The following is a 23400-nucleotide window of genomic DNA, read 5'->3' on the forward strand; positions in this document are numbered from 1 at the left end:
GCGCGAGCAAAAACTCTGGCTAAATCTTTGACCTTACTGCATTTTTCCAAGCACGGAGGCGCGGCTTCCGCTATCCCCGGTCGAAAGTCGATTGCCGTCTAGCACAGGCATTTTCAGACCGCAATGCGTCGTCCGGCATGGTTTTCAGGCACTATTGTCGCATCCGCCGGCCGAGTTCAGCAACCAACCCCGGATTGATCCCTGATTCAGGGCAAAAAGCCGAAGGCGAAGGCCAGAGGCAGCGCCGCCAGCACCAGCTCGACGACGATGGATGCCCAGTTGAACGGCGTGTTGGCGCCGTCCGACATCATCGACAGCAGCCGGCCGAAGGCGGTGAACAGCCAGGAGAAGCCGAGCGCCATATAGAGCAGCGGCTGCGCCAGGAGGATGCAGCACAGGCTGAGGCCGAGATAGAAGCCCGACATCCGGCCGCGCCCCTCGGCGATCGCCGCTGCCTTCTCCGGTCTGACCTGCAGCCGCAGGATCCGGAAGGCCAATCCTGGCGCCAGGAACAGCAGCAGGCCGAACAGCAAGGTCACCACGGCGCTCGACCATGCCAGCCACTCGCCCTGGCTCATCGGCCACGGAAACGCAAATTCCATGTTGTCCCCTCGTAAATGGATATTCAAAATTTCGGGCATTCTAACGAAGCAAGAGACATACGCCAGATGGGCATCGGCAATTTACGGAAGCCTGTCCTCTGAGCCCCTTCACAAAAAGCTCTGCGGGTCGATGTCGACCTGGACTCGCACCGAGCCCCTTATCTTCGGTCCCTCGGCCAGCATGGTGCGAATGAACCCTTGCATGTCGGCGCGCCGTTCGCCCTGGATCAGCAGGCGAAAGCGATGGCGGCCGCCGATCAACGACAGCGGCGCCTCGGCCGGGCCGAGCACGAACAGGTCGCTGGCCTGCGGCGCGGCGCGACGCAGGCCACGGGCGTGCCCTTCGGCTTCGGCCCGTGTCGCCGCGCTGACGATGACGCCGGCGAGCCTGCCGAAGGGCGGCAGCCCCGCCCGCTCACGCTCGGCGATCTCGCGCTCGTAGAAGGCCTCGGCATCGCCTGAGACGATCGCGCGCATCACCGGGTGGTCGGGTTGGAAGGTCTGCAGCAGGCCGAGGCTTTTCTTGCCGGTGCGGCCGGCGCGGCCGGTCACCTGGCTGAGCAGTTGGAAGGTGCGCTCGGCGGCGCGCGGGTCGCCATTGGCAAGGCCGAGATCGGCATCGACCACACCGACCAGCGTCATGTTGGGGAAATTATGGCCCTTGGCGACGAGTTGTGTGCCGATGACGATGTCGGCCTCGCCATTGGCGATGGCTTCAAGCTCGAGCCGCAGCCGCCGCACGCCGCCCATCAGGTCGGACGACAAGACGATGGTGCGGGCATCGGGGAAATGCGCGACGACCTCCTCGGCGATGCGCTCGACGCCTGGCCCGCAGGCGACCAGATGATCGAGCGTGCCGCATTCCGGACAGGCTTCGGGCCGGCGTTCATTGTGCCCGCAGTGGTGGCAGACGAGCTGGCCGCGAAAGCGGTGCTCGACCAGCCAGGCCGAGCAGACCGGACAGCCGAAGCGGTGGCCGCAGACCCGGCAGAGCGTCAGCGGCGCATAGCCGCGCCGGTTGAGGAACAGCAGCGACTGTTCCTTTCTTTCCAGCGTCTGCCGTATATGGCCGAGCAGTACAGGCGACAGGAAGCCGCCGCGTGCCGGCGGCGCGCGGCGCATGTCGATCGTCTTGAGATCGGGAAGTGCCGCCTCGGCAAAGCGCGCCGAAAGCACCGCCCTGCTGTAGCGGCCCTGGCTGGCATTGACCCGGCTTTCGACCGACGGTGTCGCCGAGGCGAGCACGACCGGAAAGCCGCCGATATGGCTGCGCACCACGGCCATGTCGCGCGCGTTGTAAAAGACGCGATCCTCCTGCTTGTAGGCGGGATCGTGCTCTTCGTCGACGACGATCAGTCCAAGCTCCCTGAATGGCAGGAACAGCGCCGAGCGCGCGCCTGCGACGACCCGCACGCCGCCTTCCGCTACCTGCCGCCAGACCTTTTCGCGCATCCTTGGCGGCAGGTCCGAGTGCCACTCCGCCGGCTTGGCGCCGAACCGCTCCTGGAAGCGTTCGAGGAAGGCGTGGGTCAGCGCGATTTCCGGCAGCAGGATCAGCACCTGCTTGCCGCGATCGAGCGCGGCCGCGACCGCCTCGAAATAGACCTCCGTCTTGCCGGATCCGGTTACACCGTCGAGCAGGGTGACGCCGAATGTACCGGTCGCGACATTGGCGCGCAGCGTCTCGGCGGCATCGCTCTGGTCGGGCATCAGTGAAGGCACGGCGTAGCCGGGATCGGGTGCTGCGACCACCGGCCGCGGCGGGATCATCACCGTCTGGAATACGCCCTGCACCCGCAGCCCGTCCACCACCGTCGACGACACGCCTGCCGCATGCGCCAGGCCGGATCGCGTCCAGGCAAGTCCGCCTTCGGCCGTCTCCAGCACGCGCGTCCTCGCCTCCGTCATCCGGTCGGGCTTGGCGAACGTGCGCTGCAGCCCTTCGATCCACGGCTCCGGGTCGAACGCCTCCGGCGCCCTGAGCAGCATGCGCGCCACCATGCCGGGCGGCGACAGCGTGTACTGCGCCACCCAATCGACAAAACGCCGCATCGCGCGGTCGATCGGCGGGCAGTCGAAAACCTGCTCGATCGGCCGCAATTTCTTCGCGTCGACCTTTTCGACGGCGCCGTCCCAGACGATGCCGGCGACCTGGCGGGGCCCAAGCGGAACGCGCACGATCGAGCCCGGCACCACGCGCATGCCAGCCGGCACGGCATAGGTGTAGGGGCGCTCGGCGGGCATCGGCACCAGCACCGGTGCGGCCGCGACAAAGGGCGAATCTTCGATCATGAGGCGTGACCTTGCCCCGACTTTGGTCTAGATCAAAGTCCGACCCCAAATGTGCATGACGTGCACATGAAAAATCTTCAGGAGACCGCCATGAAATTTTTTGTCGACACCGCCGATGTCAAGGAAATCCGCGAGCTGAACGATTTGGGGCTGCTCGACGGCGTAACCACCAATCCGTCGCTGATCCTGAAATCCGGCGGCAAGATCGCCGACGTCACAAGAGAGATCTGCGAGATCGTCAAGGGCCCAGTCTCGGCCGAAGTCGTCGCCACCGAATACAAGGACATGATGGCGGAGGCCAAGATCCTGGCCAGGATCGCCGACAATGTCTGCATCAAGGTGCCGCTGACGCTCGACGGCCTGAGAGCCTGCAAGGACATCCGGTCGGACGGCCGCATGGTCAACGTCACGCTGTGCTTCTCGGCCACCCAGGCGCTGCTCGCCGCCAAGGCCGGCGCCTCCTTCATCTCGCCCTTCGTCGGCCGCATCGACGATAGCGGCTGGGACGGCATGGAGCTGATTGCCGATATCCGCACCATCTACGACAATTATGACTTCCAGACTGAAATCCTGACCGCTTCGGTGCGTACCGTGAACCATGTCAAGCAGGCGGCGCTGATCGGTGCCGATGTCATCACCGCGCCGCCGGCGACGCTCAAGGCGCTGGTCAAGCACCCGCTGACCGACAAGGGCCTGGAACTGTTCCTCGCCGACTGGGCAAAGACCGGGCAGAAGATCGGCTGAAGCGACTATCCTACGAACAAAAAAAGCCGAGCAATCGGCCTTTTTTGCAGATTGCGCACTCTGGAAAGACCTAGCTTGCCGCCGGCTTGCCGTGCTTGATCAGATCCTGGGCAATCGACAGCCGCAGCACATCTGCCAGCTCGCGCGCCGCACGGTTCTCGGCGTCGATCTGGGCCCGGTATGACGCGAATTCCTGGCGCGGCCTGTCGTATGACGACGGAATCGAGCGCTTGCCCCTCGCTATGACCGTGCCCGTCTTGGCATCGCTGAGCACATAGTTGGCAGTCAGCGTCACAGTGCCGGCGGTCGGCTCGTCTTCGTCGGTCGTGACCTGCTCGATTGCCGCCGATTCGACGAGTTCGGAGACGCCGAGATCAAGCGAATAGACCGGCGAAGCCGGCTCGCCGGCGCCCTGGCCGAGCGCGAAGATCAAATTGTTGCGGACCTGCTGGGCGTAGCGGGTCTTGACCGGCTTGACCGAGATCGATGCCAGTTCGGCAGCAGCGCCGACCTGCGAGCCGGCGATCAGCGGCGCGCTCGAATAGAGCGGCCGCACCGTGCAGGCGGAAACCAGCGCCACCGAGGCGAGCAGCCCGCAAAGCACAACGCGGCGCAGCGTCAACTCTGTCTTTCGCGGATCAGGCAACGACATTGACGATCCTCTGCGGCACTATGATCACCTTGCGCGGCGCCTTACCTTCGAGCGCTTTCTGCACGAAGTCGAGAGCCAGAACCGCCTTTTCGACCGCACCTTGATCCGCGTCACGGGCAATTGTCAAATCGCCGCGTTTCTTGCCGTTGACCTGGACCGGCAGCACGATCTCGGCGTCGACGACAAGCGAGCGATCGTAATCCGGCCAGGGCCGTTCGGCGACAAGGTCGGTGCCGCCGAGCGTCTGCCAGCACTCCTCGGCCAGATGCGGCATGACCGGCGCGATCAGGTGCACCAGGATCTCGACGGCCTCACGGCAGGCCGCTTGCAGCGCCGGACCGGCCCTGCCCTCTGCCGCCTCGTTGAGCGGTACGGTCAAGGCATTGGCGAGCTCGTAGATGCGGGCGATGGCGCGGTTGAAGGCGAGCTTTTCGATATCCTCGCCGACCGACTTCAAGATCTTGTGCGCGGCCTTGGACACTGTCCCGGCCTCGCCGTCCTTCGCCGCCTCTGGCCGGACTCCGGCGAGCGATTCGGCAGCCGTCGACACCAGGCGCCAGATGCGCTGGATGAAGCGATGCGCGCCGGCCGCACCCTCGTCGGTCCATTCGACATCGCGCTCGGGCGGCGAGTCCGACAGCATGAACCAGCGCGCCGTATCGGCGCCGTAGCCGTCGGTGATCTCTTCCGGACTCACCGTATTCTTCTTCGACTTCGACATTTTTTCGAGCGGACCGATCACCGCCTCTTCGCCGGTGGCGATTTCGAAGGCGCGGCGCTTGCCGTCGGCGTCTTCCAGCCTGACCTCGCTAGGCGCAAGCCAGCGGCCGTTCGAGGCGCCGCCAACCCGATAGGTCTCGTGCACCACCATGCCTTGCGTGAACAGGCCCCTGAACGGCTCGGCGAGATCGACATGGCCGGTCTCGCGCATGGCGCGGGTGAAAAAGCGCGAATAGAGCAAATGCAGGATCGCATGCTCAATGCCGCCAATATACTGGTCGACCGGCAGCCATTCAGTCGCGGCCTTGGGATCGGTCGGATCGTTTGCCCACGGCGCGGTGAAGCGAGCGAAATACCAAGAAGAATCGACAAATGTGTCCATCGTGTCGGTTTCGCGCCGCGCATCCTTGCCGCAACGCGGGCATTTGACGTGCCGCCATGTCGGATGGCGATCGAGCGGATTGCCCGGCCGGTCGAACTCGATGTCGTCCGGCAGCTTGACCGGCAGGTCGGCCTTCGGCACCGGCACCACGCCGCAATCCTCGCAATGGATCATCGGGATCGGGCAGCCCCAATAGCGCTGGCGCGAAATGCCCCAGTCGCGCAGGCGGAAATTCACCTTGCGCTCGGCCATCGGCCGGTTGCCGATGGTCCTTTGTTCCAGCAGCTTCGCCACCTCGTCGAATGCCTGATCCGGCTTCATGCCGTCGAGGAAGCGCGAATTGATCATCGCGCCATCATCGACATAAGCCTCGTCGATGACCTGGAAGCTTCCTTGATTCTCGCCTTCCGGCATCACCACCGGAATGACCGGAAGGCCGTATCTGTTGGCGAAGTCGAGGTCGCGCTGGTCATGTGCCGGGCAGCCGAAGATGGCGCCGGTGCCATAGTCCATCAGCACGAAATTGGCGACGTAGACGGGCAGCGTCCACCTCTCGTCGAACGGATGGACAACGCGAATGCCGGTATCGAAACCCTTCTTCTCGGCCGTCTCCAATGCCGCCGCCGAAGTGCCCATATGGCGGACTTCGTCGATGAACTTTGCCAGCGCCGGATTGTCCTCGGCGGCCTTTTTGGCCAGCGGATGGTCGGCCGCAATCGCCATGAAGGACGCGCCGAAGATGGTGTCGGGCCTGGTCGTATAGACTTCGAGCTCATGCTCGCCGGCGACTGGCTTGGCCAGCGGCCAGCGGATCAGCAGCCCTTCCGAACGGCCGATCCAGTTCGCCTGCATCAGCTTCACTTTTTCCGGCCAGTCGTCGAGTTGGTCGAGCGAATCCAGCAGATCCTGCGCGTAATCGGTGATCTTGAAGAACCACTGCGTCAGCTCGCGCTGTTCCACCAGCGCGCCTGAGCGCCAGCCGCGTCCGTCGATGACCTGCTCGTTGGCAAGCACCGTCATGTCCTCCGGATCCCAGTTGACCTTGGAGGATTTGCGCGTCACCAGCCCCTTCTCGACGAAATCGAGGAACAGCATCTGCTGGCGGTGATAGTAGTCGACGTCGCAGGTGGCGAACTCGCGGGCCCAATCGAGCGACAGGCCCATGACCTTGAGCTGCTCGCGCATGGCGGCGATGTTCTGATAGGTCCAGTCCTTGGGATGGACCTTGTTCTGCATCGCCGCGTTTTCGGCTGGCATGCCAAAGGCGTCCCAGCCCATCGGGTGCAGCACGTTGAAACCCTTGGCCCGCTTGTAGCGCGCCACCACGTCGCCCATCGTATAGTTGCGGGTATGGCCGATATGGATGCGCCCCGACGGATACGGGAACATCTCCAGCACGTAGTATTTCGGGCGCGGGTCGTCATTGTCGGCTTCGAACAGCTTCTTGGCGTCCCAGGCGTTCTGCCATTTGGGCTCTGACGCGCGCGGATTGTATCGTTCGGTTGCCATCGGGTGTTTTTCACTTAAAAGCATGCGCGAGCCGCCGGACAATGCCCGGGCGGCTCAGGAAATGTCGTCGCGGTGTTCACCATGGATTGCCGGACCCGTCAACTGCGGCGATCCGGCGAAAAGCCAAACACAGGCAGGATATAGGCATGGCGAGCGCCGTCGAACAGCTTTTCACGGTCAAGGCAAGGATCGCTGCCGCCGAGCGCGAGGCAGGCCGTGAGGCCGGAGCGGTGACGCTGGTCGCAGTCTCGAAAACCTTCGACGCCGCCGATATCCGCCCGATTATCGAGGCCGGCCAGCGCGTCTTCGGCGAAAACCGCGTCCAGGAAGCACAAGCGAAATGGCCGGTGCTGAAGGAGGCATTTTCCGACATCGAGCTGCATCTGATCGGTCCGCTGCAATCGAACAAGGCCAAGGAAGCGGTGGCATTGTTCGATGTCATCGAAACCGTCGACCGTGAAAAGATCGCCGCAGAGCTGGCCAAGGAGATCGCCAGGCAAGGCCGGTCACCAAGGCTCTATGTCCAGGTCAACACCGGCTCCGAGCCGCAAAAGGCCGGCATCGAGCCGCGCGAGGCTGTCGCCTTCGTGGCCCGCTGCCGCTCGGTTCACGCCCTCGCCATCGAAGGGCTGATGTGCATTCCGCCGGCCGACGAGAACCCCGGTCCGCATTTCGCGCTGCTGGAAAAGCTTGGGCTTGAGGCCGGCGTCGACAAGCTCTCCATGGGCATGTCCGGCGACTACGAAACCGCGATCGCCTTCGGCGCGACCAGTGTCAGGGTTGGATCGGCAATTTTCGGCGCCAGATGAGGCGCAGCCGACCTTAGCCCACAGGCTGACATTGACTGCGCCAGCGTATAGAAACGGAACGTTTCGTTCCTATATGGGTCGAGTTATTCTCAACCCGTCTGGAGCCACCCATGCGTTACAATCAACTTGGAAATACGGGGATGTTCGTCTCCGAACTTTGCCTCGGCACGATGACGTTCGGCGCGGCCGGCGAGAATGCCCAATGGGGCCTGATCGCCAGCCTCGACCAGAAGGGCGTCGACGAGATCGTTGCCCGCTCGCTCGCCGCCGGCGTCAATTTCTTCGACACGGCGGATGTCTATTCCTTCGGCGCCTCGGAACGGCTTCTCGGCCAGTCGCTCAGGAATCTTGGCGTCAACCGACAGGACGTGATCATCGCCACCAAGGTCCATGGCGCCATGGGCGGGGGCCCGAACCAGCGTGGTTCCTCGCGCGGCCACATCATGGATTCGGTCGAAGGCAGCCTCGAGCGGCTGCAGCTCGATCACATCGATCTCTACCAGCTGCACGGCACCGACACGGTGACGCCGATCGACGAGACACTGCGGGCGCTCGACGACCTCGTTGCCGCCGGCACGGTCCGCTATGTCGGCGTCTCGAACTGGCAGGCCTGGCGCGTTGCCAAGGCGCTGGGTATTGCCGAGCGCAAAGGCTTTGCCCGCTTCGAGACCGTGCAGTCGTACTACTCGATCGCCGGCCGCGAACTCGAGCGCGAAATCGTGCCGCTGCTCAACGAGGAGAAGCTCGGGCTGATGGTCTGGTCGCCGATGGCTGGCGGCCTGCTCTCCGGCAAATACGGACCGGGCGCCCCCGGCAATGGCGAGGGCCGTCGCGCCAGCTTCAATTTCCCGCCGGTCAATGAGGACCGTGCCTGGGCAGCAGTCGCCGTCATGCGCGAGATCGCCGCCAAGCACGGCGTCAGCGTCGCCACGGTGGCGCTCGGCTATGTGCTGGCCAAGCCGTTCGTGATGAGCGTCATCATCGGCGCCAGCCGCATGGAGCAGCTGGAACAGAACCTTGCAGCCACCGAGTTGAAGCTCGATGCCGATGATCTCGTTCGCCTCGACGAAGTCAGTGCCCTGCCCGCCGAATACCCCGGCTGGATGCTGGAGCGTCAGGCGGCCGGCCGGCGTCCGGCGCCCTTTGTGCCGAAAAAGTAACTCAATCTTACCTTCTTACCTTCGTTGCTTCGGGAGCCGGCAGGCTCCCGATCTTTTTTGGGCTCAGGTCAGCCGGACAGTCTCGACCAAAAAGTCCAAAAACGCCCGCACCCGCGCCGGCAGATGCTTGCCTTGGCCGACATAGACGGCGTGGGTGAGTTCCTCGTCGCCGGGGTTGAACTCTTCCAGCAGCGGCAGAAGCCGGCCGGCGGCAATGTCGGCCTCCACATGCCAGCGTGCCAGCCGGGCGATGCCCGCCCCCGAGAGCGCCATCAGCCGCATCGCCTCGCCGTCGCTGACCAGCGTATTTCCGATGATCGACAGGGTGATCGGCTTGCCGCCCGCGTCGATAAAAGGCCAGCCCTCGAGGTGACGTACGAAACGGAAGCCCATCCGGTTGTGACGATCGAGATCGGCGGGCTCCTTGGGCGTGCCACGCGCTTCGAGATACGATGGCGCCGCAACGACGACCACCCGGCTCTGCCCGAGCTTGCGCGCCACCAGCCGTGATTCGCCGAGCGGCCCGGCGCGGATGGCGACGTCAGCGCGCTCCTCCATCAGGTCGATGACATCGTCAGTCAACACCAGATCGACCGAGATTTCGGGGTAGCGCTCTAGAAAACGCGGCAAAAGCGGGATCAGCCGGTGCTGCCCGAAAGGCACATAGCTGCTGATCCGCAGCCGGCCACGCGGCGCGGCACCCGCCGCTGCCTCGCGCTCGGCCGCCGCCATGTCGGCCAGGACGCGCACGCCGCTGTCGAAGAACGCCGCCCCCTCCGGCGTCAGTTGCAGCTTGCGCGTCGAACGGCTGACCAGCCGCGCACCAAGCCGCGCCTCCAGCCGCGCGATCAGCTTGCTCACCGCCGACGGCGTCATCCGCAACGCACGGGCAGCGGCTGAAAAGCTGCCCGCCTCGACGACGCGGACGAACACTTCGATCTCGCCGGAGCGATTGATGTCGGGCCTGGCCATTGGTGAATTTATTTCACAGACGATGTGCCCGATGCAAGGCTGGTTCACAGCACATCGCGGCACGATCTTCCGGATCGGGGCGTGGGAGGACACGGCGCCCATCGTCAAAACTGGTCGTCATCGAAGTGGGAACCGCCATGCCCCTTGCTCTTTACGCTCTTGCCGCCGGTGCCTTTGGCATCGGCGTCACCGAATTCGTCATCATGGGCCTGCTGCTCGACGTCAGCACCGATCTCGGCGTCTCGATCTCAGCTTCCGGCCAGCTGATTTCCGGCTATGCGCTGGGCGTCGTCATCGGCGCGCCGCTGCTGACAATCGCGACCGGCCGTTGGCCGCGCAAAACCGTGCTTCTGGCGCTGATGGCGATCTTCACGCTGGGCAACCTCGCTTGTGCCCTTGCCCCAGACTACTGGACGCTGATGGGTGCGCGCGTACTGACCGCCTTCGCCCACGGCACCTTCTTCGGCGTCGGCTCGGTCGTGGCGACCGGACTGGTGGCGCCCAACAAGAAAGCCTCGGCGATCGCCCTGATGTTCACCGGCCTGACCATCGCCAACATCCTCGGCGTGCCCTTCGGCACATGGCTCGGCCAAGCCTTCGGCTGGCGCGCGACCTTCTGGGCGGTGACCCTGGTCGGCATCGCCGCCTTTACCATCATTCTGCTGCTGGTGCCGCGCAGCCGAACAGAGCCTGAGAAGAGCAATTTGCGCGCCGATCTCGCCGTGCTCGGCCGCACGCCGGTCCTTCTTGGCTTTGCTACCACCGTGCTTGGCTATGCCGGCGTCTTAGCCGTCTTCACCTACATCGCCCCGTTGCTGACCGAGATCACCGGTTTTGACGAAGCAGCGGTGTCGCCGATCCTGCTGGTCTTCGGCGGCGGCCTCATCGCCGGCAACCTCGCCGGCGGCAAGTTCGCCGACCGCTGGTTGGTACCGTCCGTTCTCGGCAGTCTCGTCGTGCTGGCGATGGTGCTCGGCACCATGACCTTCGCCCTGCACAACCAGGTCATGGCCGTTATCTATGTCGGCCTGCTCGGCGCCGCCGCCTTCGCCACCGTCGCGCCGCTACAGTTATGGGTGTTGCAGAAGGCGCAAGGCGCCGGCCAGAGCCTAGCTTCATCCTTCAACATCGCCGCCTTCAACCTCGGCAATGCGGCCGGCGCCTGGCTCGGCGGCGTGGTCATCGCCCATGGTCCCGGCCTCGGTGCCGTCACCTGGGTCGCGGCGCTGTTGCCGCTTTCAGCGCTCGCCGTGGCGGCGTTTGCGCTGCGTCTCGACCGAGATCCTGTCCTCGCCACACCGGAAATCGCGCGGTCATAGAACGCAAACCTCAACCAATCTTTGAAACAGCCATCCTTCGACAAGGAGCAAACCCATGGATTATCGAAATCTTGGCGCATCAGGCCTGAAGGTCCCGGCGCTCTCGTTCGGCGCTGGAACCTTCGGCGGTTCAGGCCCGCTGTTCGGCGCCTGGGGCAACAGCGATGCGACGGAAGCACGGCGGCTGGTCGACATCTGCCTTGAGGCCGGCATCAACCTGTTCGACACCGCCGATGTCTATTCGAGTGGCGCTTCCGAACAAGTGCTCGGCGCTGCCATCAAGGGCCGCCGCGACGCCGTGCTGATCTCGACCAAGACCTCGCTGCCGATAGGCGACGGTCCCAACGATGCCGGATCGTCACGTTCACGCCTGATCAAGGCCGTCGAAGACGCGCTGGGGCGCCTTGGCACCGACTACATCGACCTGCTGCAACTGCACGCCTTCGACGCTGCAACACCGATCGAGGAGGTGCTGTCGACACTGGACAGTCTCGTGCGCGCCGGCAAACTGCGTTATGTCGGCGTCTCCAATTTTTCCGGCTGGCAAGTGATGAAATCGCTCGGCCTGGCGGGCAGATACGGCTATCCCCGATACGTCGCCCATCAGGTCTATTACTCGCTGGTCGGACGCGACTATGAATGGGAGTTGATGCCGCTCGGCCTCGACCAGGGTGTCGGTGCGCTGGTGTGGAGCCCGCTCGGCTGGGGCCGCCTGACCGGCAAGATCCGCCGTGGCCAGAAGCTGCCTGAGAAAAGCCGGCTGCACGACACGGCAAGCTTCGGACCGCCCGTCGAGGATGAGCATCTCTATCGGGTCGTCGACGCGCTTGATGCTGTCGCCGAGGAAACCGGCAAGACCATACCGCAGATCGCCATCAATTGGCTGCTGCAGCGGCCGACCGTCGCCTCCGTCATCGTCGGCGCGCGCAACGAGGAGCAATTGCGCCAGAATCTCGGCGCCGTCGGCTGGTCATTGACAGCCGAGCAGATGAAGAAGCTCGACACGGCAAGTGAGGTCACCGCACCCTATCCGTATTTTCCCTATCGCCGGCAGGAGGGTTTTGCCCGGCTGAACCCGCCCGCAGTCTGACGCTCCAAAAGCTGGGCGGCGGCTCCCAGGCTGCCGCCCGCCCGGCTAATGCAGAACGAACTCGCCGTCGACCTTGCGCCATTCGTTCGGCGCGATCAGCTTCTGGTGCGTGTAGCTGACCGAATGCAGCGGGCCTTCGAGCTTGGCCTTCCAGAACTCGATGAAGCGGATCAGCACCGGAAATTTCGGGGCGATGTCGTAATCCTGCCAGATGAAGCTCTGCAGCAGATGCGGATGATCTGGAAAGTGATAAAGAATCTTGGCCGTGGTCAAGCCATAACCCTTGAGCATCAGGTCCATTTCTGAATGGTCGCGCATTGCGGTCCCCTGGTTGATTCTCCTTCCTCCCAGGCTGAAATTGTGCACCCCATTTGCTTAATCGTCTATTGATATTTCTATGATCGAACCAGATTACTTCCGCAAAAACATGCGCTTAGCAGCCGACTCACGAGAGTGCTGACACCGCCTGGTAAGGCGCCTGCGGCATCCCGCCGCGCGAATCCAACGTCTAATGTTGCCGTCGCGGCCGAACTGTTAATAATGCGCGCGAATTCGCGGCCGCATCGCTGCGATCCTGCCGGCGGTCAAGCCGGCGGTTTGGTTTTGGGGAGGAAGGCGAAGAAATGTCCGATGTTCATGTCCATCGCGTCCAGCCGGCGTGGAAGAAGAACGCGCTGATTGACAATGACACCTACCTGAAATGGTACGCCGACAGCGTCAAGAACCCGGACAAGTTCTGGGGCAAGCACGGCAAGCGCATCGACTGGTTCAAGCCGTACAGCAAGGTCAAGAACACGTCCTTCGACGGCCAGGTCTCAATCAAATGGTTCGAGGATGGCCAGACCAACGTTTCCTGGAACTGCATCGACCGGCATCTGAAGAAGCGCGGCGAACAGACCGCCATCATCTGGGAAGGCGACAATCCCTACGACGACAGGAAGATCACCTATAACGAGCTTTACGCGCATGTCTGCCGCCTCGCCAATGTGATGAAAAAGCACGGCGTCAAGAAGGGCGACCGCGTAACCATCTACATGCCGATGATCCCGGAGGCCGCTTATGCGATGCTCGCCTGCACGCGCATCGGCGCCATTCATTCGGTCGTCTTCGGCGGCTTTTCGCCGGATGCGCTGGCCGGACGCATCGATGACTGCAAGTCGACCTTCGTCATCACCGCCGACGAAGGCCTGCGCGGCGGCAAGCCGATCCCGCTAAAGGAGAACACGGACAAGGCGATCGAGATCGCCGCCAAGGCCGGAACGAAAGTCGAAAAGGTCTTGGTAGTGCGCCGCACTGGCGGCAAGACCGGCTGGGCCGCCGGGCGCGACGTCTGGTACCATGACGAGGTCGCGACGGTTAAGGCCGAATGCAAGCCCGAGAAGATGAACGCCGAGGACCCGTTGTTCATCCTCTACACATCCGGCTCGACCGGCAAGCCGAAAGGTGTGCTGCACACCACCGCCGGCTATCTCGTCTATGTCTCGATGACCCACCAATATGTCTTCGACTATCATGACGGCGATATCTACTGGTGCACCGCCGATGTCGGCTGGGTCACCGGCCACAGCTACATCGTCTACGGGCCGCTCGCCAACGGCGCCACCACGCTGATGTTCGAAGGCGTGCCGAACTACCCGTCGCAGTCGCGTTTCTGGGACGTGATCGACAAGCACAAGGTCAACATCTTCTACACGGCGCCGACGGCGTTGCGCGCGCTGATGGGCGCCGGCGATGCCCATGTCACCAAAACGTCGCGCAAGTCGCTGCGCGTGCTCGGCACCGTCGGTGAGCCGATCAATCCGGAAGCCTGGGAGTGGTATTTCAACGTCGTAGGCAACGGCAAGGTGCCGATCGTCGATACCTGGTGGCAGACCGAGACCGGCGGCATCATGATCACGCCGGTTCCGGGCGCCACCCACCTCAAGGCGGGTTCAGCGACGCGGCCCTTCTTTGGCGTCAAGCCGCAGCTGGTCGATACCGACGGCAAGGTGCTCGAAGGCGAAGCCAGCGGCAATCTTTGTATTGCCGACTCATGGCCGGGCCAGACGCGCACCGTCTATGGCGATCACGACCGCTTCGTGCAGACCTATTTCTCGACCTACAAGGGCAGATACTTCACCGGCGACGGCTGCCGCCGCGATGCTGACGGCTACTACTGGATCACCGGCCGCGTCGACGACGTCATCAACGTCTCCGGCCACCGCATGGGCACCGCCGAGGTCGAATCGGCGCTGGTTTCGCATGAGAAGGTCTCGGAGGCCGCCGTCGTCGGCTACCCGCACGATATCAAGGGCCAGGGCATCTACTGCTATGTCACGCTGATGGCCGGCGAAACGCCAAGCGAGGAATTGCGCCAGGAACTCGTCGCCCATGTCCGCAAGGAGATCGGCGCCATCGCTTCGCCCGACAAGATCCAGTTCGCGCCCGGCCTGCCGAAGACCCGTTCCGGCAAGATCATGCGACGCATCCTGCGCAAGATCGCCGAGGATGATTTTGCCGCGCTCGGCGATACCTCGACGCTGGCCGATCCGGCGGTCGTCGACGACCTTATCGCCAACCGGCAAAACAAGAAGGGCTGATGCAACCCGCATTGGGCGCCGTCACCGAGCTTTGGCGCTATCCCGCGAGCTCGCTCGCCGGCGAGTTTCAGCAGGCGATCTCCGTCGACCGGCATACCGTCGAAGGCGACCGCCTGTTTGGTCTTGTCGATACCTCGACCGATGAAATCGCACGGCCCGACCGCGAAGCGAAATGGCACAAGGTGCCCCGCATCCGCACCCGGCTGTCGCAGGCCGGCAGGCTGGAGGTCGCCATCCCCGACGGACGCTGGCTTTCGGCACCTGGCGCGCAAAGTGATCGCGCCATTTGCGCCTATCTCGGCTTTGCGGCTTCCATCCGGCCGTTCCGTCGGGAAAATGCTGCTCCGGATTACGCCGGCCCTCTGCTGACGGAACGCTACGTCAAAGCCCCTATTCATCTGCTGACCACCGCCTCACTGGCGCGTTTGAAAGTGCTGCATCCAAAGGGCACCGCCGACGCGCGCCGCTTCCGCCCCAACATCGTCGTCGATGTGCCGGAGGTCGAGGGGTCGTTCCCCGAGACGGAATGGATCGGGCGCAAGCTGGCGATCGGCGACCTGCTCCTGACCATCTCCGAGCCGTGCCGCCGCTGCGGCTTCACCATCATTGGCCAGGACGGGTTCGACCACGACCCGGCAATCCTGCGCAGCCTGGTCCGCCACAACGCCCATAACCTCGGCGTCTACTGCACCGTCGATCGACCGGCCCGCGTCGAGATCGGCGCCACGATGCGCCTCCTGTAGCTATCGGTACAAATCCGCCCGCGTCGGCGGCAGGCCGCTCGGCCCACGCGCGCGCCTTGTGGCGACGGTCTGGAAAACCTGCGCCGAGGCGCGTTCGAAGGTAATCGAGCAGCCGGTGAGATAAAGCAGCCAGAGCCGCGCCTTGGCTTCGCCGACCTCGGCGATAGCTTCGTCGAAGCGTGCGTGGAGGCGCTCGGCCCATAGCCTGCAGGTGCGCGCATAGTGCTCGCGCAAATTTTCGACGTCGTAGACGAGGAAGCCGTGGGCCTCGAGATTGCCGAGCGTCATGCCGATCGTGTCGAGTTCGCCGCCCGGAAAAATGTATTTGATCAGCGCCTTGAATTCCGGCCCCTTGCGCAGCGTCTTCTTCAAGCTGCCCTTGTCGCGCCGGGTGATGGCGTGGTGCAGATAGATGCCGCCCGGCTTGAGCAGGCGATGGATCCTCGAGAAATAGGCCGCATGGTTGGCAAGCCCCAGATGCTCGAACATGCCGATCGACGAGATCTTGTCGAAGGAGCCGGACAGCTCGGCATAGGACTTTATCTCGATGGTGATGCGGTCCTCCAGCCCCTCGGCGCGGATGCGTTCACGGGCGAGCTCGGTCTGTGCTTCCGATAGCGAAACGCCGTGGCCGACGACGCCATAATTCTTCACCGCATGGATGAGCATCGCTCCCCAGCCGCAGCCGATGTCGAGCAATCTATCGCCGGGCTTCAGCCGAAGCTTGCGGCAGATATGGTCGAGCTTGTCTCTCTGGGCCTGATCGATATCGTTGGCGAAATCCTTGAAGTAGCCGCAGCTATAGACCATGCGCTCGTCGAGGAAGAGCCGGTAGAATGCGTTGGAAATGTCGTAATGATGCTCGATCGCCTCCTTGCTCGAACCGCTGACGAAAGGATTGCGGCCGGAAAGATCGGTTCGCGTCGTCATCTGTTTTCGCGAAAACAGCACCGCCGGCAGGTCGCGCAGGATCGCCAGCTTCGGCAATGTCTTGAGCTTCGTCCTGAGCTTGCCGTGCGTGGGCAAGGCGTAGAAATCGAACAGCGATCCGTCTTCGACGTCGACCGCCTTGGCAATCCACATCTCGATCAGCGTCGATAAAGAGGGCCGACGTACGATCTGCCAGACGATGTCCTGGTCGTTGATGGTGAGCACCGGGCCGGCAGCCGGGCCGATCCGCTCGCCTGTCCACAGCCTCACCGCAAAACCCGGCTTCAGCGTCTCGATGACCGTCCGAACAATCCGGGCCGCTCTCTCGGCTGCCTCCATCCCGTCCTCCCTTACCCGGCAAAATAGTGGCCCGGAACAATAGCGGCTCGATCTTGCCTGCCCGATCGGCCGGCCGCAAGCCGCCCGAGTGCACAAGCAGGCTTGTTCAGGATTTTCGGGTGCCGCGCCTTGCCATTTGCCGGATGACACCCCATCATGAGGGAGTGTTCAACAAATCGAAAGGAGGTGATCCGATGTCGAGTGATTTCGTTTTCCAGAACGTGGCCTCAGCGGATCGCACTTTCGGGAAGCAGTCTTCCCGCTAAGGCGCGAGATGCGCGGCTGGCGACCAGGGTCGCCGCCAGGAGCCGCGCCATGGACGGAAACACGGAAGGCCGCCGGCTTCGCGAGAAGCGGCGGCCTTTCCTTTTTGGGCTGTTGTCCCCTATTTGGTTACGGTTAACATCTCGACGTTGCGCGCTATATCCTGGAAAGCCTGGTTGAGTTCCGTTCCATTGGCCGCCTGATAAAAGTGCTTGATCTTGGCGGTGTCCGGGCTCGCGCAATCCTGGAGCGTCGCCTTGGCATTCGTTTCGTTTAGGTCAAACCCAATGGTGAAGACCTCGATGCCCTTGTCGCGCATGGCAGCGCAAAGTTTCTTGGCGGCCGTGCGGGTCGGCTCCTTGCCGGCGTCATTGTAGACGTCGCTGACCGTGCTCGCATCGAAGTAGGACAGGTTGAATTCGCCATCGGTCATCAGGATCGCGATCTTGGCAACCTTCTTTGGATCCATCTTGGCCGGCCGTTCCGAGGCTTTCATCACACTGCCCCAGTTTTCCGAAAGCATGTACCAGGTCCACTGCACGCCGATATGGCCGGCCGTGCCGCCGGAGGCGACGAAATTCTTGATGACCGTCTTGAGCGCCGTCGCATCCGCTGTCAGCGGCATCAGCGCGGCGATCGGGCAGGCGGCGGTGCCGGTCTGCCAGGCGAAGGATGACAGCAGGTAGTCGCGATTGACCATGCTGACGTCGGGGCCCGCATCCGAATACTGATAGGTCCCCTTGCGCTCGGTGGCGCAATTATCGGGACGGATAAAGCCCGAGACATACTGCACGGCGTCATTGGCCGGCGCCTGTTTGCGTTGACTGGCGGTGGTTTCCACATAGACGCTGCTGGCGGCAAGTGTACCGGCATTCACCGAATTGGCATAAGGCACGATGGCAACCCGCACACGTGGCTTGGAGGGGTCCTGGCCGCCCAGGAAGCTGTCGACAGCATTCGCCGCGGCCGCCCGCAGATCGATGATTTTCTGGCCGGCCATCGACCCGGTCACGTCCAGCATCATCGCGACTTCGATCTGCTTGTCCGAATAGAGCGCCGTCGTCGATGCGGGGACGCGTTGCATGCCACCCGTGCTGAAAAGCGGGAAATAGTAGTTGACGTTGACATGGACGTCCGCCTGGACAGTCTTGGCTGTCCTGTCGACAACCAGATTGTCGAGGACGATCTGGTTGTCCTGGAGGATACCCGCCGTGCTGTTGGCATCGAGAAAGGCCTGCACCGATTTGCTGGCGTCGGCCTCGCTGATGACGCCGGTTGTCAGGTCGCGGGCCGTCGAGGTGACCGCTGCATCGACCACGCCTTGCAGGCTCGATTTTACATTGTAGAGTTGGGACACGTTGACCGCAAAGCCGACACTCAGTGCCAGCACTGAGCCGATTATCCCAAACAGGACCGCGAAATTTCCGCTGCGATCCCCGGCAAAGCCGCCGATCGTCTGAACAAGACCCCCGAAACGCCGCATTCCTTCCGCCTCCATTCGCTACAGCCTGCAGCTGTCCGAACGCGCATTGCAGGAATCCGGCCGGATCGCGCCGCCAGGCCCGGGAAAGCGACCGGCCCGCGATCAGGTCATTGTTTCCAAACGGTTTCGAGCGGCGGCAGGGTAAACAGAGGGTAAACGAAAGCTGCGCCGGCACGGCTTTGTCGACAAAGCGCTTACCACGAACAGGCTCGCAATTCAGGACGACTGGACTGCGTCCCAATCCGGTACAGACGAGATGTATCGAACCGGTTCAGCACGATCGCGGTGGCGGGAAATGGAAACACGGACTGTGAATGTGTCCCGAAAGACTAGGCCAGCATCCGTGCGCTGACCGTCTTGTCGACGCCACGACAAGGCGGCTTGAACAGATTACCTTCCTGCTCGTGCGTCCAGACCTTGAACAGGGTGAGCCGATGCGGGCCAAAACTGTGCAGCAGCGGCACGTCGGTGGCGTCGCGGCCGCGGGCGATGACGACGCGGCCGATCCTCGGCACATTGTGGCGAGGATCGAAAGTGTACCACCTGCCGTCGAGGAACACTTCCACCCACGCCGAGAAATCCATCGGCGCCGGATCGGCGGGCACGCCGATATCGCCGAGATAGCCGTTCACGTAGCGGGCCGGGATGTTCATGCAGCGGCAGAGCGTGATCGCCAGATGGGCAAAGTCGCGGCAGACGCCGACGCGTTCCTCATGCGCCTGCGCCGCCGTGCGGGTCGAGCGCGCATAGCCGTAGCCGAAGGACAGGCGGTTGTGGACATAGTCGACGATGGCCTGCACCCGCGCCCAGCCCGGTGGAAGCTGGCCGAAAAGTTGCCAGGCCAGGTCGCCGAGATGGTCGGTCTCGCAGTAACGGCTGCCGAGCAGATAGCCGAGCACCTCGTCCGGCAATTCGGCAACCGGGACTTCTCTCGCCAGCGTGTTGACTTCGTCCGTCTCGCCGCTGTCCTCGACCACCGCGTCATAAAGGATGCGAAAGCTTCCGGCCGGCGCCGTGAAGCGGCGGCAGCTATTGCCGAAAAGGTCGTGGTAGACCCTGGTCGGGACCGACGGCGAGGTCAGCACGCGCGTCTGCCGCTTGATGTTGGCCTGGCGATCCCCGTGGATATCGAGCAATGAAACGACCGGCGTTGCTGCAACGCATTCAATGGCAATTTCATAGCCGAGCCGAATCAGCATCGCCCTCCCCTGCGATCGTCATGGAAGATAGTGCCGATCAACGCGGGACAGTGCGTGGCGGTTCCTTGTGGTCGTCAAAAACGACGCCTCGCGGCTTCCCATACGGACGCGGCAACGTTACGGTCGATTGACACGCGTCTTTCGAAATAATCCCTCCAAGATGACCCCGGGAAACCGATGTTTGCAGGCAGAAAATTCGCGGCCTTCCTGTTCGATATGGACGGCACGATTCTCAATTCGATCGCCGCAGCGGAAAGGGTCTGGGCAGCGTGGGCGCATCGGCAAGGTCTTGACGTCGCCGCATTCCTGCCGACCATCCACGGCGTGCGGGCGATCGAGACCATCGGCCGGCTGGCGCTCCCAGGCGTCGATCCTGCCCGCGAAGCCGATTCGCTTTTGCAGGCCGAGGCGGCCGATGTCGAGGGCATTCGCCCGATTGCCGGCGCCGCGGCCTTCCTGGCGTCGCTGCCGCCTGGAAGCTGGGCGATCGCCACTTCGGCACCGCGCGAGCTCGCCCTGCTGCGCCTGCAGGCCGCGGGTATTCCGGCTCCCGCCGTGATTGTTGCGGCGGAGGATGTATCGCGCGGCAAGCCGGCGCCCGACTGCTTCCGGCTGGCGGCCGAACGGCTCGGCGTCGATGTGGGCGACTGCCTCGTCTTCGAGGACGCGCCGGCCGGCATAGCGGCGGCCGAAGCCGCGGGCGCTGCGGTCGTGGTGATCAGCGCCACGCACCGGCATCCGTTGGAGACGCCGCATGCCACCATCGCCGGCTATGACGCGATCGGCATCGCCGTCGATTCCAGCGGCTGGATTGCCATCGGAGTGGAGCGGGCCGCGCTGCCTGTTTGACTAGCACCCTGCCTGGGCTAAAAGTCGCTGGTCAGGCCCTTGACCTCCCAGTCGCCATAGCGGCCAGGCTCCTTGCCGCCGCGCCCGCCCATCTCCCTCGGCAGCGTGGCTTCCTGCTCGCGATATTTCTCCCGCCGGGCCTCGGCCTCGACCAAGGCGCGCCTGGCTGCCGGGGTCAGCGGCTTTTGCGGCGAGCCGTTAGCATGCGTTTGGCTGGTTTTGTCGATCATGCGATCTTCCGCTAGATTGAAACAGGCCCCGATTGAAACGGGAACCGCTGTTTCCCATCATATAGCGATGGGCCCACAAGGATCGACCCCTTTGTTGGGCCAGAACGGAGCAGACGATGAACACCCTTCGCACCGCCATGCTTTTGGCCGCAATGACGGCCCTGTTCATGGGTGTCGGCTATCTCATCGGCGGATCCGGCGGCATGATGATCGCGTTGCTGATCGCCGCCGGCACCAATTTGTTCAGCTATTGGAACGCCGACAAGATGGTGCTGTCGATGCACCGTGCGATCGAAGTCGACGAACGCAACGCGCCTGAATATTACGCCATCGTGAAGGGTCTCGCGCAACGTGCCGGCCTGCCGATGCCGAGAACCTATCTCATCGACAATCCGCAGCCCAATGCCTTCGCCACCGGCCGCAATCCGCAAAATGCCGCTGTCGCCGCCAGCACCGGCCTGCTCGAGCGGCTATCGCATGAAGAAGTCGCGGCGGTGATGGCACACGAGCTCGCCCATGTGCAGCACCGCGATACGCTGACCATGACGATCGTCGCCACCTTTGCCGGCGCAATTTCGATGCTCGGCAATTTCGCCTTCTTTTTCGGCGGCAACCGCGACAATAACAATTCCTTTGGCATCGTCGGCGTGCTGGTGGCGATGATAGTCGCGCCCCTGGCCGCCATGATCGTGCAGATGGCGGTGAGCCGCACCCGCGAATATGAGGCCGACCGGCGCGGTGCCGAAATCTGTGGACACCCGCTGTGGCTCGCCTCGGCACTTGACAAGATCGCGCGGGGCGCCGAACGCATCCGCAACCCGGATGCCGAGCGCAATCCGGCAACCGCCCATCTCTTCATCATCAATCCTCTTTCCGGCGAGCGCATGGACAGTTTGTTTTCCACTCACCCGAGCACAGAAAACCGCATCGCCGCGTTGCAGAGGATGGCGAGCGAAATGGCCGGCGCACCCGAAGCGGCCGCGACGCCAAGGCCGGCGCCGGAAGGGACCGGGCAGCAGCCGTCTGGTCCGTGGGACAGGGCCGCGCGGCCCGAGAGGCCGGCTGAGCCGGCCAAGCCGAGACCCAATCCCTGGGGACGCAATCCGACCGGCCCCAAAGGTCCGTGGTCGTGAGTTCAGCGAAGCGCCGGCACGGAATTTCAGGCGATCGTGAACACAATTCGAGCGGCGAGGCCGTAGCCGGCCTCGCCGCGCGCAAGGCAGCCGCGCGCCTGCTTGCCGCGGTTATAGACGCGAGGACGCCGCTCGACGGGCTGACCGACCAAGAGAACGGCCATCCGCAGTACAAGGCGCTCGACCTGCGCGACCGCGCCTTGGTGCGCGCCATTCTGGTCACCGCCCTGCGCTACCGCATGACCATATCAGGCCTTTTGGCCCGTCGCCTGGAAAAGCCGCTGCCGCCCAACGCCACGGCGCTTTCGCACATTTTGCATGTGGCGGCAGCGCAGATCCTGTTCCTCGATGTTCCCGACAGCGCCGCCGTCGACCTCGCCGTGACACACGCCAAGTCCGATCCGCGCACGGCGCGCTTTTCCGGCCTCGTCAACGGCGTGCTGCGCACGCTGGCGCGGGCCAAGCAGGACGAGCTCGCCGCAGCACGTGCCGCTACCGACGAGGCGCCAAAATGGTTTTCCGACCGTTTGAAAACGGTCTACGGCCTCGACAAGGCCAGGCAGATACTGCTCGCCCATCGCCATGAGGCACCGGTCGATTTCTCGGTCAAGTCGGACCCGGCGCTGTGGGCCGAACGGCTCGGCGGCTTTGTCTTGCCGACCGGCACGGTGCGGGTGGAAAAGCTCAGCGCTTCCGTGACCGAACTGCCCGGCTTTGGGGAAGGCGCCTGGTGGGTTCAGGATGCAGCGGCCAGCCTGCCGGCCCGGCTGTTCGGCGACATCAATGGTTTGCGAATCGCCGACCTCTGTGCCGCGCCGGGCGGCAAGACCGCCCAGCTGATCCTCGCCGGCGCCCACGTCACCGCGCTCGACATGTCCAAAACGCGGCTGGCACGGCTGACGCAGAACCTCGAACGGCTCGGTCTGGCCGCCGAGATCGTCCAGGCCGATCTGCTCAAATACGAGCCGAAGGACCTCTTCGACGCCGTCCTCCTCGACCCACCATGCTCTTCGACCGGGACGGTGCGGCGGCATCCCGACGTTCCCTGGACGAAGACGGCGGCCGACGTCGAAAAACTGGCCGACCTGCAACGCCGGCTGCTTGCCCGCGCCGTCACCCTGGTCAAGCCTGGTGGACGCATCGTCTTTTCCAACTGTTCGCTCGATCCGCTGGAAGGCGAAGAGCTCTATCGCGACTTTCTCGCCGGCAATGCGGAGATTGTCGACGACCCGCTTCGGCCGGGTGAGATCGCCGGCATCGACCCGTTTCTGACGCCGCAAGGCACGTTGCGCACCACGCCTGCCGATCTGGAGCTAGGCTCGCCGGGCCGCTCCGGGCTGGACGGCTTCTTCGCCGCCCGCATGCGCAGAGCCGGCTAAGGGCCGATCTTGAAGTGCCGT

The 23400-nt window shown here is 63.7% G+C and carries 20 protein-coding genes; 10 read left to right on the top strand and 10 right to left on the bottom strand.

The features are described 5' to 3' along the window. Positions 1–206 precede the first annotated feature (206 nt). Both NKI52_RS02260 and NKI52_RS02265 read right to left on the bottom strand, forming a co-directional pair. Complete coding sequence (locus tag NKI52_RS02260) at positions 207–602, bottom strand: AGROH133_08824 family phage infection protein (protein ID WP_023678101.1); 396 nt, start codon at positions 600–602, stop codon at positions 207–209. Positions 603–710: 108 nt separating this feature from the next. Further along, positions 711–2894 carry a primosomal protein N' gene (locus NKI52_RS02265; RefSeq protein WP_023678102.1) on the bottom strand — a complete coding sequence of 728 codons (2184 nt, stop codon included), beginning with the start codon at positions 2892–2894 and terminating at the stop codon, positions 711–713. 90 nt (positions 2895–2984) lie between these two features. On the opposite strand from NKI52_RS02265, the gene fsa reads away from it, so the two are divergent. Next, positions 2985–3638: a fructose-6-phosphate aldolase gene (gene fsa / locus NKI52_RS02270; protein WP_023678103.1), complete on the top strand. Its 654-nt coding sequence runs from the start codon at positions 2985–2987 to the stop codon at positions 3636–3638. Positions 3639–3708: 70 nt separating this feature from the next. On the opposite strand, the gene NKI52_RS02275 is transcribed toward fsa, so the two are convergent. Together NKI52_RS02275 and leuS are read right to left on the bottom strand one after the other, a co-directional pair. Then, positions 3709–4290 (bottom strand): LPS assembly lipoprotein LptE, encoded by a 582-nt coding sequence (locus tag NKI52_RS02275; RefSeq protein ID WP_023678104.1) that lies wholly within the window; start codon positions 4288–4290, stop codon positions 3709–3711. After that, complete coding sequence (gene leuS / locus NKI52_RS02280) at positions 4277–6901, bottom strand: leucine--tRNA ligase (protein ID WP_023678105.1); 2625 nt, start codon at positions 6899–6901, stop codon at positions 4277–4279. Before leuS ends, NKI52_RS02275 begins: the two co-directional genes overlap by 14 nt. Positions 6902–7047: 146 nt before the next feature. On the opposite strand from leuS, the gene NKI52_RS02285 reads away from it, so the two are divergent. Continuing rightward, entirely contained in the window at positions 7048–7710 is a 663-nt protein-coding gene (locus NKI52_RS02285) for a YggS family pyridoxal phosphate-dependent enzyme (protein WP_023678106.1), read from the top strand. Positions 7711–7820: 110 nt separating this feature from the next. After that, positions 7821–8870, top strand: coding sequence for an aldo/keto reductase (locus NKI52_RS02290; protein WP_352696907.1), 1050 nt, complete (start codon positions 7821–7823; stop codon positions 8868–8870). Between the two features lie 63 nt (positions 8871–8933). On the opposite strand, the gene NKI52_RS02295 is transcribed toward NKI52_RS02290, so the two are convergent. Continuing rightward, positions 8934–9842 carry a LysR family transcriptional regulator gene (locus NKI52_RS02295; RefSeq protein WP_352696909.1) on the bottom strand — a complete coding sequence of 303 codons (909 nt, stop codon included), beginning with the start codon at positions 9840–9842 and terminating at the stop codon, positions 8934–8936. Between the two features lie 137 nt (positions 9843–9979). Here NKI52_RS02295 and NKI52_RS02300 point away from each other — a divergent pair, with 137 nt between their 5' ends. After that, the gene (locus tag NKI52_RS02300) at positions 9980–11161 is read left to right on the top strand and encodes an MFS transporter (protein ID WP_352696911.1); all 1182 of its coding nucleotides are present in this window, start codon (positions 9980–9982) and stop codon (positions 11159–11161) included. 55 nt (positions 11162–11216) lie between these two features. Continuing rightward, the gene (locus NKI52_RS02305) at positions 11217–12251 is read left to right on the top strand and encodes an aldo/keto reductase (RefSeq protein WP_352696913.1); all 1035 of its coding nucleotides are present in this window, start codon (positions 11217–11219) and stop codon (positions 12249–12251) included. A gap of 45 nt (positions 12252–12296) precedes the next feature. Here NKI52_RS02305 and NKI52_RS02310 read toward each other — a convergent pair whose 3' ends face one another. Beyond that, positions 12297–12569, bottom strand: a complete 273-nt coding sequence (locus tag NKI52_RS02310; RefSeq protein WP_023678111.1) for an usg protein — start codon at positions 12567–12569, stop codon at positions 12297–12299. 305 nt (positions 12570–12874) lie between these two features. Here NKI52_RS02310 and acs point away from each other — a divergent pair, with 305 nt between their 5' ends. Together acs and NKI52_RS02320 are read left to right on the top strand one after the other, a co-directional pair. Next, positions 12875–14830, top strand: coding sequence for an acetate--CoA ligase (acs, locus tag NKI52_RS02315; protein ID WP_023678112.1), 1956 nt, complete (start codon positions 12875–12877; stop codon positions 14828–14830). Then, positions 14830–15573 (top strand): MOSC domain-containing protein, encoded by a 744-nt coding sequence (locus NKI52_RS02320; protein WP_023678113.1) that lies wholly within the window; start codon positions 14830–14832, stop codon positions 15571–15573. Before acs ends, NKI52_RS02320 begins: the two co-directional genes overlap by 1 nt. Here NKI52_RS02320 and NKI52_RS02325 read toward each other — a convergent pair whose 3' ends face one another. From NKI52_RS02325 to NKI52_RS02335, 3 genes are all read right to left on the bottom strand, one after another. After that, on the bottom strand, positions 15574–16842 hold the full coding sequence (locus NKI52_RS02325; RefSeq protein WP_023678114.1) for a class I SAM-dependent methyltransferase: 1269 nt from the start codon (positions 16840–16842) through the stop codon (positions 15574–15576). It lies immediately after the preceding gene. Between the two features lie 385 nt (positions 16843–17227). Next, positions 17228–18589 carry a pilus assembly protein gene (locus NKI52_RS02330; protein ID WP_023678115.1) on the bottom strand — a complete coding sequence of 454 codons (1362 nt, stop codon included), beginning with the start codon at positions 18587–18589 and terminating at the stop codon, positions 17228–17230. 329 nt (positions 18590–18918) lie between these two features. Further along, a complete protein-coding gene (locus NKI52_RS02335) occupies positions 18919–19788 on the bottom strand; it encodes a transglutaminase-like domain-containing protein (protein ID WP_352696915.1) in 870 nt (289 codons plus the stop codon). 177 nt (positions 19789–19965) lie between these two features. Between NKI52_RS02335 and NKI52_RS02340 the strand changes: the two genes are divergently transcribed. Beyond that, positions 19966–20637 (top strand): HAD-IA family hydrolase, encoded by a 672-nt coding sequence (locus tag NKI52_RS02340; RefSeq protein WP_023678117.1) that lies wholly within the window; start codon positions 19966–19968, stop codon positions 20635–20637. A gap of 17 nt (positions 20638–20654) precedes the next feature. Here NKI52_RS02340 and NKI52_RS02345 read toward each other — a convergent pair whose 3' ends face one another. Beyond that, positions 20655–20867 carry a DUF1674 domain-containing protein gene (locus tag NKI52_RS02345; RefSeq protein WP_023678118.1) on the bottom strand — a complete coding sequence of 71 codons (213 nt, stop codon included), beginning with the start codon at positions 20865–20867 and terminating at the stop codon, positions 20655–20657. 116 nt (positions 20868–20983) lie between these two features. Between NKI52_RS02345 and htpX the strand changes: the two genes are divergently transcribed. Both htpX and NKI52_RS02355 read left to right on the top strand, forming a co-directional pair. Then, entirely contained in the window at positions 20984–22000 is a 1017-nt protein-coding gene (htpX, locus tag NKI52_RS02350) for a zinc metalloprotease HtpX (RefSeq protein ID WP_023678119.1), read from the top strand. Continuing rightward, positions 21991–23379 (top strand): RsmB/NOP family class I SAM-dependent RNA methyltransferase, encoded by a 1389-nt coding sequence (locus NKI52_RS02355; protein ID WP_023678120.1) that lies wholly within the window; start codon positions 21991–21993, stop codon positions 23377–23379. The genes htpX and NKI52_RS02355 overlap by 10 nt, the downstream gene beginning before the upstream one ends. The last annotated feature ends 21 nt before the right edge of the window (positions 23380–23400 follow it).

It is taken from the genome of Mesorhizobium sp. M0590 (assembly GCF_040320905.1).
Lineage (GTDB): Bacteria > Pseudomonadota > Alphaproteobacteria > Rhizobiales > Rhizobiaceae > Mesorhizobium.